Below are 6,634 nucleotides of genomic sequence, written 5' to 3'. Positions count from 1 at the left end.
CTCACCGGTGAGGAGTGGAAACCCTCGTCGTCACTTTCCGCTGCTCACCGGTGAGGAGTGGAAACCCTCGTCGTCACTTTCCGCTGCTCACCGGTGAGGAGTGGAAACCCTCGTCGTCACTTTCCGCTGCTCACCGGTGAGGAGTGAAAACCCTCGTCGTCACTTTCCGCTGCTCACCGGTGAGGAGTGAAAAGTCAGTTCTCCACGGCACCAGCGAGGAAGATCCAGTTCTCGATGGACTTGATGTCGGCGTCGGGTAGCGAGGCATTCCCGTTGAGCGGGTTGATGGGCATGCGGCTGCCGCTGACGCTGCCGTCGCCGGTGAGCTTGAGGTACAGGTAGCTCTTCTCCAGGCTGCCGGGCTGGATGAGGTTGCGCGTGGCATCCTGGCTCGAGGGCTTCAACACCAGGCGCTGATACACCTCGTGCGGAGTGCCGCTGAGCACGTCCAATCCCGCCTGCGGATTGCTGCCGCCGTGGCAGCCACCGCAGTTGGACTGGAGCAGGGGCAGCACGCGCCCGCTCCACGTGTCACCCGAGCCCGCGAGGCTGAGCGCCTCCGGATTCTCCGAGTACGTGCACGTGTTGTAGTCGATGGCCGATTCCAGGTTCCACTGCGCGGCCGTGGGGTCCAACCCCTGGATGAAGCACATCAGCGCCAGCATGTCCGGCACGTTCGGCGGCTGGTTCGCCAGCGGCATGCGCGTGCCCGGCACCGTGTCCGCGCCCATGAACCCGCGCAGACGCGCCACCAGGTAGCTCGCCTCGGGCTTGCCCGGGTTGATGAGCGGCACCGTATTCCCGAGGACGCGCGCGCCGTAGGTGCCGTTGCGGTTCTGGTCGCCCTGCACGATGCCGCTGGCCACCAGGCCTTCCACGCTGTCGCGCTGGTTCTCGTTCACCTCGGCGAACAGGTGGCGCTTGTCCCCCAGCACCCACCAGTTCGTCTTGTAGCTTGCGAAGGCCAGCGTCTGTACGTTGCCCCGGTCGTCGATGAAGTTGCGGATGAAGGTGCCCGTGACGTTGATGCGGTCCTGGTCCACCGGCACGGGATCATGCAGGTACAGGTGCAGGCCCGCGGTGCCCTCGTCCGGCCGCGTGCCCTTCGGGTCGAGCTCCGGCGTCTCTCCGCGCACCAGCTCGAACCAGCCAATCTCAATCTCCCGGAACTCCTGCTCGGCGAAGCGGAAGCGGTCGCCCAGGCGCTCGCACCGGTCGAACACGCCGCTCGCGTTGCCGGACTGCACGTTGCACGGAGCGCCGATGGCGGCCACGAAGGTCGCCGGCGTGTGCAGATCCGGGTACTCCTTCTGGTTGTGGCACACGCCGTTGGTGCCGCTGCAGGTGCGCATCACCAGCTTGCGGTGCACGTCCAGCCCGGTGGGGTACGTGAGCTGCGCCAACAGCACGTCCGCGTTCGAGCCCGTGTACGGCGTCACCGTGGTGGAGCCGGACGGCGTGGGGCGATGCGGCTCGAACGGGATGGTGCCCGTGTTTTCCGGGGGGAGGCTCGTGGAGCCGCAGGCCAGCGCCAGGGCTCCGAGGGTGGCGGCGAGAAGGGAGCGCTTCATGCGAAGAAGTCCTGGATGGGGGCGTCCGCGGGGAAGACGCCCTGGTGGTCCGCGCCGAGCATGTCCAACATCGTCTTGAGCACCGAGCGGTACGAGTACACCTGGCCGGTGGCCTTGAGGTTCGAGGCGTTCACCGAGCCGAGGCTCTTGCCGCCCTTGCCCGCGCCGGTGATGACGCCGCCCATGAAGGGCATGGACATCCACCGGGTGGCCAGGTCCGGGCCGTGGTCGCTGCCGTTGGCCGAGTTGAAGCGGCTGCCGCCCGTGGTGCGGCCGAACTCGCTGCCGAGCACCACCAGCGTCTTGTCCCAGTACGTCCCGCCCTCGGGGTGCTGCATCTTCTGCAGCGCCGTGCGCAGGCCGCTCACCAGCCGGTTGGCCGCGTCCAGCTCGCCCGGCAGCTCGGCGTTCTCGCGCGAGTGGAAGTCGTAGCCGCCCTGGTTGAGGAACACCGCCGGGCAGCCGAAGTGGAACAGGCGCAGCGCGAGCGTCGCCCGCTGGCCCGTGGTGTCCGTGCCCAGCAGCGTGCGCAAATCCTTGTTCGAGATGCCGTCCACCACGTCCGTGCTGTCCGTGTTCACCCGGAGCAGCGGATCTCGGAAGATTTTCCCGTAGTCCTGCGTGGCCTTGCGCGTCTGCTGGTACGTCTCCACGCCACCGCGCAGCGCCGTGTGCAGCTTGTCGCGGAAGCGCGCGTCCACCTTCCCGGGCAGGGGCCTCGCCCAGTCCGGCAGGCTCGAGTCCGGGTCCTCGCTGAAGTTCTCGAAGCCGCTGCCCTCGAGCACCGGCGGCCGGTAGGTGGCGTAATCGCCCGCGCCCGTGGCCATGCCCGCCTCGCCCAGGCTGAAGGCCGGCAGCAGCGTAATCCCCCGCGAGGCCGCCTCCTTCACGCGCTCGCGCAGCCCGTAGTTGACGAGCGTCAGGAAGCCAGTGGCCCCGCCCACGTACCCGGTGAGGAAGCGCTCCAGGCCCGTGCCGTGGCCGCCGTCCGCGCGCGCCGAGAAGGGCTCGTGGTCCACGCACGGCAGCACGCACATCTCGTTGGAGAAGGACGCCACCGTCTTCATGCCCAGCTCGCGGCGCGCCTTGCTCTCCTCTCCTTCCAGCCAGGTCGCGCCCTCCAGCAGCTCGCCCACGCCCCACTCGGTGCCGGGCGCGCGCTTGCTCGAGCGGCCGAAGGGATTGAACTCCTCGGCCACGTCGCCGTTGAAGGCGGTGGTGAAGCGGAAGCCGCCGGACAAGCGGATGTAGATGAGGTGGCGCACCGCGCCGAACCCGGCAGTCTGGGCGCGGGCCTCGCCAGGCAGCCAGAGGTGGGGGAAGGCCAGCGCGGCGGCGCCAGCACCCAGCCCTTGCAGCAGCCGGCGGCGGCCGAGGGTGACGGACTTCGTATCGTCGGAGTCGGACATGGGAGGGGGCTCCGGGGCTAGTAGAAAACGCGCTCCGCGCTGGAGAGCAGCACGAAGCAGAAGGGACGGGCGAACTCTTCCGCCGAGCATCGGGTGAGGGCGCACTGCGCGGCCGCCTGCCGCGCCTCGGCCTTCTCCGTGTCATCCGGCGAGCGGCCGAGCAGCATCCGGTACTGGTGGGTCGCAATCTGCTCGCCCACGTCCGCGTCCACCGCGCGCGAGGTGCTCATCCCCGAGGGCAGCAGGCCCTCCACCGCGGCGCCCGCGATTTTTGGATCCAACCTGGGGTTGCACAGCTGCTGCACGAAGGACAGCTGGGTGGCGGTGGTGAGGATGCTCACCACGCGGAAGCGTCCGCCCACCACGTTCTCCGGGCAACCGCCCAGCGTGCGCGCCAGGTTCGAGTAGCGCTCGTCCAGCTCGCCCTTGTCGTTGAGCTTCCAGCGCGAGGCCTGCAGCACGCGGTAGGCGGCGACGCTGCCCGACTCCAGCAGATCCTCCGGCTGGCTGAGGCGGTGGTCGCACCCGGGCAGCGCGAAGCCCGTGTTGCGGGACATGGAATCAATCCACACCTCCGCGTCCACCTGCTTGAAGGGGCCGTACGTCCACCGGTACGCGTTGGCCGAGGCGCCCTCGGCGGACTGGAGGTACACGGCGGAGGTGGCCACCGCGTAGTGCACCGAGCGGATGTCGCCGTTGTTCTGCAGCAGCCAGCGCACCAGCTCCTCGCGCACCTCGGGCACCTTGGCGGACAGCTCGTAGCCCAGGTACTGCACGAGCACGTCGTCCACCGCGCGCTCCCAGAAGGCCAAATCCCTCGCGAGGATGCGGCCCGGCGTCTGGAGCTTCGCCCACTCGTCCGCGTTGAGCAGGCCGCTCCACAGCGTCAGCTCGCCGAGCTTCGGGTCCCGCGAGGCGCGCAGGTCCGGCGTGAAGATGAGCTCGTTGTAGCCCCACAGCACGCTGGCGCACTCGCCCCGGGAGGTCTCGTCCAGGGCCCCGTTCTCGTCCAGGCAGCGGAAGCGGATGAAGGCGTCCGGCAGGCGCATGCCCAGCTGCGGATGGTCGTAGTAGCCCGAGTGCCAGAGCTTGTAGAGGCGCGACATGTCCGCGCGCTCGTGCTCGAAGGGCGGGCGGCCCAGGAACTGGCGGAAGAGCGCCTCGGCCTTGTCGCCCGGGTCCGCGTAGCGGCGGGTGAACACCGGGTGGGCGCTCACCACCGCGGCGAACAAGTCGTACGGCACCAGCCCGCGGTGCAGCTTCGCCACCAGCCGGTCCATGTCGTAGATGGCCTGGAGGCTCGTCACCTCGTTGCTGTAGAGGAAGCGGTCCGCGGCGCGGCGCTGCTGCATGAGGATGAACTCGTCGCTGTCCATCAGCCGCTTCACCGTGGCGCCCCAGCCGCCCGAGCACGTGGCCTCGGCCTCGTCCGCCGTGGGCACCCGGCCCAGCATGTCCACGAAGAGCCGGCGGCAGGCCTCGGCCTGGACGATGGGACGCGAGGCCAGGCCCACGCCCCAGAGGCTGCGGCACACCCCGCGGTTGACGGGGTTCCGCAGGCCCGCCCCATTGCAGTACGCCACGCAGTCGGCGTCACAGTCCGGCGGGCGCGTGTCGTTGGGCAGCGTCGACACCGGGCGCGCTTCGGGCAGCACGTCGTCACCGCCCGTGAAGGTGCCGGGCGTGAGGGGCTCCCCATTGCCCACCATGCCTCCGGGGCCGGAGGCCACCTGGTCCGGCTCGAAGACGTAGGTGGGCTGGCACGCCGTCAGCAGCGCCAGCACGGGGAGCAACAGCGTACGAGACACGGCCATGCGCGACTCCCTGCGGAAGGTGGTGGGCTTCAGAGCGAGAACTCGGCCCCGAGCGAGAGCCCCAGGCGCAGCGCCAGGGTGCTCCAATTCTTGGAGTAGTTGAGCCCGGAGATTTCCTGGCTCGTCGCGAAGAGGTACTGCTGGCCAATCTGGCCCAGGATGTCCGCGCGCAGCCAGATGCGCTCGGACATCTGCCGCCGCGCGCCCACGGACGGGCCGAGCAGCCAGCCCACGCGCGGCACGCTCCACACGTTCACCCCTTGCGCCTGGAGCTTGTGGATGTCGCTGGCGAAATCCAGTCCGGGGATGAGGAAGGAGAGCCCCGCGCGCCCGGCGAAGACCACTTCCATCTTGCCGGCCACCGGCAGGCCGTACTCCCCGGAGACGAACAGCTCGTTGAGCAGGCCGAAGCCATACGCCTGGCCTCCCGCGGCGGTGTAGTTGCCGAGGATGCGCAGGCCCGCGCCCACGCGCACCCGCTCGCTCACCGACGGCACCGGCGTGGACAGCCAGGCCGTGGCGGAGAGGAAGCCCGCCGTGTAGCCGAAGGACTCGTCCAGGTGCGCGGTGTTGATGTTCTGCACGCCCGTCATCTGCCCGCCATCCAGGTACAGGTCCGGCCCCACGCCCACGCGCAGCTGGCGCGGAGCGGACGAGGCCACCGGGGCCGCCGCGGCGGCGGGGCGCGTGGCCTGGCTGGAGCGGGGCGCCGTGGGCCTGGGCTCCGCGGCGGGCTTGGGCTCGGGGGCGGGCTTGGACTCGGGGGCGGGCTTGGACTCCGGAGCGGGCCGGGCGGGCTCCTCGGCGGCCTTCGTCTCCGCGGCGGGCGCGGGAGCGGGCTTCGGCTCCGCGGCGGGCTCCGGCTTGGAGGCCGCCGGCGCGGCGGCCTTGCCTGCCTTCGCGCCCGTCCTGGACGACTTGGAGGTCTTCTTGGCGGCGGCCTGGCTGGCCGGAGCGGCGAGCACCAGCAGCGCGGAGAGCAGGCCACAGCAGACGCGAGGAAGCGGCTGGAACAGGGAGCGCGAGCGGAGGGAGAGCAGCACGGGAGACTCGGGGTCAGGGGAAACGGACCACGGGGGTCGACTTCGAAGCGCCCCTCCTCCCGGCCTCATGCGAGCACGGAAGGAGGGGGTTGTTGGGGCGGGAGACTCTCAGGCGCGGCGGCGGCGCAGCAGCGTCCTGGCGCCCGCGAGCAGCGACAGCAGCATCACCGGAGCGCCACCGATGGAGGAGCAGCCCCCCTCGTCCTCGTTGGTGCCGGGGGTGGTGGCCGGGGCGTTGACGAGCACGGACAACGAAGTGGTCGCGGAGCTGTCACCGACCACATTCTCCACGCCATCCCCGTTGACCGAGTTGCCGGTGCCGAAAATCATCACCGTGCCCCCGGCCGCGGGAGCCACCAGCGAGAAGTCGAAGCGGACCTCGCCGGCGCTGAAGGCCTTGGGCACGGAGTGGGTGAGCTCGCTGCCCACCTTCTTCGAGCCCGTGCCGGCCGTGAGCGACGCCGCCGCGTTGTCCACGGCCACGTCGAAGCCACCCTTCACCCCGGGGCCGCCTTTGATGATGAACGTGTACTGGCCCGTGGCGCCCGCCTCGAGCGTCGTGGGGCCGGAAATCTGGACCGTGGGCATGGCGACACCGGCGGCATGGCAGGTGGTGCACGTCGCCGACGACTTGCCCGAGTAGCCGGTGATGCCGGCGGAATTGGCCAGCGCGGGGGCGGACATCAGACACACCGTGAGAACACCCGCAGCGCGGTACGACGGGAACCTCATACAACCTCCGTAAGTAGGGGTTCCCTTTTTAACGCACTTCGCCGCGTCCTCCCATGGCCCCACGT

At 70.0% G+C, this 6,634-nt stretch carries 5 protein-coding genes; all 5 read right to left on the bottom strand.

Features of this window, described 5'->3' with window-relative positions; genetic code table 11:
- Positions 1-194: 194 nt before the first annotated feature.
- Entirely contained in the window at positions 195-1,571 is a 1,377-nt protein-coding gene (locus tag ACJ8AN_RS38965; RefSeq protein ID WP_407760692.1) for a hypothetical protein, read from the bottom strand.
- On the bottom strand, positions 1,568-2,980 hold the full coding sequence (locus ACJ8AN_RS38960; protein WP_407760691.1) for a DUF1501 domain-containing protein: 1,413 nt from the start codon (positions 2,978-2,980) through the stop codon (positions 1,568-1,570). Before ACJ8AN_RS38960 ends, ACJ8AN_RS38965 begins: the two co-directional genes overlap by 4 nt.
- Before the next feature lie 17 nt (positions 2,981-2,997).
- Positions 2,998-4,794, bottom strand: coding sequence for a hypothetical protein (locus ACJ8AN_RS38955; protein ID WP_407760690.1), 1,797 nt, complete (start codon positions 4,792-4,794; stop codon positions 2,998-3,000).
- A 29-nt stretch (positions 4,795-4,823) separates the two neighbouring features.
- Positions 4,824-5,837 (bottom strand): hypothetical protein, encoded by a 1,014-nt coding sequence (locus tag ACJ8AN_RS38950; RefSeq protein WP_407760689.1) that lies wholly within the window; start codon positions 5,835-5,837, stop codon positions 4,824-4,826.
- A gap of 108 nt (positions 5,838-5,945) precedes the next feature.
- Positions 5,946-6,569, bottom strand: a complete 624-nt coding sequence (locus tag ACJ8AN_RS38945; RefSeq protein ID WP_407760688.1) for an MXAN_6652 family MXYO-CTERM-anchored protein — start codon at positions 6,567-6,569, stop codon at positions 5,946-5,948.
- Positions 6,570-6,634: the final 65 nt, after the last annotated feature.

Origin of the sequence: Archangium sp., assembly GCF_045802675.1 — a bacterium.
Lineage (GTDB): Bacteria > Myxococcota > Myxococcia > Myxococcales > Myxococcaceae > Archangium.
This window is presented reverse-complemented; position numbering and strand designations above follow the sequence as displayed.

What these genes read in the sequence shown, in the direction of transcription:
- ACJ8AN_RS38965 (WP_407760692.1), bottom strand. Translation starts at nt 1,571, where the DNA reads ATGAAGCGCTCCCTTCTCGCCGCCACCCTCGGAGCCCTGGCGCTGGCC.
- ACJ8AN_RS38945 (WP_407760688.1), bottom strand. Translation starts at nt 6,569, where the DNA reads ATGAGGTTCCCGTCGTACCGCGCTGCGGGTGTTCTCACGGTGTGTCTG.
- ACJ8AN_RS38955 (WP_407760690.1), bottom strand. Translation starts at nt 4,794, where the DNA reads ATGGCCGTGTCTCGTACGCTGTTGCTCCCCGTGCTGGCGCTGCTGACG.
- ACJ8AN_RS38960 (WP_407760691.1), bottom strand. Translation starts at nt 2,980, where the DNA reads ATGTCCGACTCCGACGATACGAAGTCCGTCACCCTCGGCCGCCGCCGG.